Below are 3417 nucleotides of genomic sequence, written 5' to 3' on the forward strand. Positions count from 1 at the left end.
AAACGGAAGAAGATTGGATTTGGTTCACCACAGCACCCATACTTGCAGAAATACGAGCTCGAGGCTCAGTCAACTGTCCGGGTTCGGAGCGGTAAGTGGAAGCGGCGCCACCAGCTTTCTTTCGGGCTGCGAGCCCTTGAAGGACAAACGGGCTACCGCTTCCTGCGAAAGGAAAGGATCAGTTTCCAGACGCAGTAAGCAATATACAAGTAGGCAAAGAAAGCCGCTCAAACCGCTAGCGCCTGCCACAGTTCACATCTCGACGTAAATGGTGAATGGCTCCGGAGCGTCTGTCACCTCGCACCTTCCAGGTTAGTGACAAGGCGCTCATACATCCGGCGGCGCTGCGCGCGCCGAAGGGCATAACCCAACACCGTTGAGACGCGTGCATTATCGCGAAGCCCGAATTGCCTTTTGGTTTCCCATGCAGACCCAACCGCAGCGAGCGTAGCGAGCAGCGGGATGAATGACTGCTTTGTCACTCACTTGGGTGGTGCGGGGCGACAGACGCTCCGGAGCCATTCACCGTGTACGTCGAGATGTGAACTGTGGCAGGCATTAGCGGTTTGAGCGGCTTTCTTTTGCCTACTTTTCTTTGCCGCTGCAAAGAAAAGTAGGTGCGGCCCCGCACAGGGGCAACCCAGGCATACCGACACGATAACAAGTAAGCCACCCGCTTATGCACGCACCCCCGCCAGCCCGCGCGAACGCTCCCACCGCAACGCGCCGAGAAACACCAGCGCCCCCGCAAACAGTACCCACAGCATCGCGTCGCGGCCCGCGTGCTCCATCAGCGCGCCGGTGACGATCGGGCCGCCGAAGCTCGCCGCGCTCCACGCCGCACTCACAAGCGCGCTCGCGGAAACGAGCGCGACGCCCTCGAACCGCTCGCCGCATGCCACGATGGCGAGCGTATAAATGGAGCCCGCCGCCGCGCCCAGCACGAAGAGGAGCGGCCAGCGCAGCCAGGGTGTATCGACGACGAAGGGCAACAGCGGCAGCAGCACCGCGACGATCACGCCCATGAGCGCATGCACGCGCTCGCGGCCGAGCCGGTCGGCAAGCCAGCCGATGGGGAATTGCATGGTCGTATCGCCGAGCAGCACCGCCGAGGCGAACAGCACGGCCTCCTCGGTGCCGATGCCGTGACCCATCGCGAAGAGCGGCAAGAGCGACAGCGCGAGCGTATCGAACAGCGCGAAAAAGCCGGTGGCGACGATGAGCGCGGGCATCTTCGGCATCACATGACGCCAGCTCCCGTGCGGCTCGTGCATGTCGGTTTGCTGCGGATTCGAGCGGATCGCCGCAAGCATCGGCAGCGCGACGAGAAAGATCGCGCCGCAGATCGCGAAGCGCCACGCCGTATAGCCCGCGATCTGGCTCACGAGCACTGGACCCGACATCTGGAACAGCGTGAACGTGGTCGCGTAGATGCCCACCACGCGGCCGCGGTTCGAGTCGTCGGCGAGTTCGTTGACCCAGGCTTCGCCGATCGTGAAGAGCAGCATGAGCGCCGCGCCGCAGAGCATGCGCAGCAGCGCCCAGAGCCACAGGTTGGCGCTTGCCTGCATCAGCGCAGTCGCGACGGCCACGGTCAGCACCGAGCCGACGATCACCTGGCGCGAGCCGAAGCGTGTGGAGATCCATGCCGTGAACGGCACGACGGCGAGGCCCCCCAGCGCCTGGGCGGCAGTGAGCAGGCCGACGATGGCGGTGCCGTATCCGGCGTCGGTGAGAGCGAGGGCGGTGAGCGGAAGCGTCGCGCCGGAGCCGAGGCCGACCACGGCCACACTCAGGATCAGCGCGAAAAAGTCGCGGGTGAGGACGGTTTTCATCAGATGTTGCTCCGAGAAACCCCGATCGTCAGGGCTCCTGCAGGGCGGGGAGTGAAAGGAGTGCAGCCGAAGGCTGCATCGCTGCGTCACCCTCAAACTAGAGCATGGTATTGTATGAATAATGAACATCAAGCGCGCATACCGATTTCGGTTCTACCCGACGCTCGAGCAAGCCGCAGTGCTCGCCCGGACGTTTGGCTGCGCGCGTTTCGCCTACAACCACATGCTTCGGTTGCGTACCGATGCCTGGTTTCAGCGCCAGGAGCGTGTCAACTACCACGAGACCTCCGCTGTACTAACGGCGCTTAAAAAAACGCCTGAGCATGTGTGGTTGAATGAAGTTAGTTCGGTGCCGGTACAGCAGGCGCTTCGGCATTTGCAGACGGCGTTCGCCAACTTCTTCGCAAAGCGGGCGAAGTATCCGAGCTTCCGTCGCAAGGATGGCGTCCAGTCAGCCGAGTACACGGCGAGTGCTTTCAAGTGGCACGGCGGGGCACTCAAACTGGCGAAAATGGACGAACCACTGGCAATCCGCTGGTCACGCACGTTGCCGAAGGGCGCAAAGCCGACGACAGTTACCGTGTCCAAAGATACGGCGGGTCGATACCATGTCTCGATCCTTTGCGACGACGTTGTGTCGGAGAAGAAGAAGGTGACGGGGCAAGTCGGAATCGACCTTGGGCTGACGCACTTCGCAATCCTCTCGACTGGAGAAAAGTTCGGCGCTCCGAACACGTTCCGCAAGTACGAAAACAAGCTCGCGAAGCAGCAGCGCAGGCTTGCGAAAAAACAGATGGGATCGGCTCGCCGCATGAAAGCGAAGCTGAAGGTTGCAAAACTGCATGCCAGGGTGGCAGACGCCCGCAGGGACTTCCTGCACAAACTTTCGACCCGGTTGATAAACGAGAACCAAGTGATCGCCATCGAAAGCCTTGCCGTCAGCAACATGCAGAAGAACAGCCGCCTGGCGAAGTCGATCAGCGATGCAAGCTGGTCGGAGTTCGTGCGGCAACTGACGTACAAAGCCGGGTGGTACGGGCGCACGCTGATCGGAATCGACCGCTGGTATCCGTCCAGCAAGCGATGCAGCGACTGCGGCCATACGGTGCAGAAAATGCCTCTCGGCGTGCGCTCGTGGACGTGTCCGGAATGTGGGTCAACACATGACCGCGACGTGAATGCTGCTCGTAATGTTTTGGCCGCGGGGCTCGCGGTGTCAGCCCATGGAGAAAGCCTAAATCCCATGTCTCATTGAGATGATGTTGGGTTGCATTCAGTGAAGTGGGAATCCCCTCCCTTCAGGCCTTCAAGGAGAGGGGGCGGCCAACGGGCGAGATGCTGATATGACTCCGCGTGTCAATCGGGATCGTTTTTGCCTGTTTGAGTTGCACGCAATCTGAATTTCCTGAGGGCGGCGTAGCAGTAAATCTCGACGGTGAATCACGCTGATATCCGCGGGTTGGGTACCGCATTACAGTGGTCCGTCCGATGAGCCTGCCGCTATCTACTGACGCAAGTCGGATGAGATCCGTTGCCTAGCATCTCCGCGGGTTACTCGTATGCCGGGCTACGCCGCCTTCAG

The 3417-nt window shown here is 61.0% G+C and carries 3 protein-coding genes; 2 read left to right on the forward strand and 1 reads right to left on the reverse strand.

Annotated elements, in window-relative coordinates; translation table 11 throughout:
• On the forward strand, positions 1 to 198 hold a 198-nt coding region (locus tag M3I53_RS37670), incomplete at its 5' end, for a hypothetical protein (RefSeq protein WP_254320785.1).
• 479 nt (positions 199 to 677) lie between these two features.
• Here M3I53_RS37670 and M3I53_RS37675 read toward each other — a convergent pair.
• The gene (locus tag M3I53_RS37675; protein ID WP_254320786.1) at positions 678 to 1835 is read right to left on the reverse strand and encodes an MFS transporter; all 1158 of its coding nucleotides are present in this window, start codon (positions 1833 to 1835) and stop codon (positions 678 to 680) included.
• A 121-nt stretch (positions 1836 to 1956) separates the two neighbouring features.
• Here M3I53_RS37675 and M3I53_RS37680 point away from each other — a divergent pair, with 121 nt between their 5' ends.
• Positions 1957 to 3090 (forward strand): transposase, encoded by a 1134-nt coding sequence (locus M3I53_RS37680; RefSeq protein ID WP_254320787.1) that lies wholly within the window; start codon positions 1957 to 1959, stop codon positions 3088 to 3090.
• Positions 3091 to 3417: the final 327 nt, after the last annotated feature.

This window comes from Paraburkholderia sp. CNPSo 3272, from assembly GCF_024206495.1.
Lineage (GTDB): Bacteria > Pseudomonadota > Gammaproteobacteria > Burkholderiales > Burkholderiaceae > Paraburkholderia.

Bases quoted from the DNA above. Each gene is read 5' to 3' on its own strand.
- M3I53_RS37675 (WP_254320786.1), bottom strand. From the start codon at position 1,835: ATGAAAACCGTCCTCACCCGCGACTTTTTCGCGCTGATCCTGAGTGTG.
- M3I53_RS37680 (WP_254320787.1), top strand. From the start codon at position 1,957: ATGAACATCAAGCGCGCATACCGATTTCGGTTCTACCCGACGCTCGAG.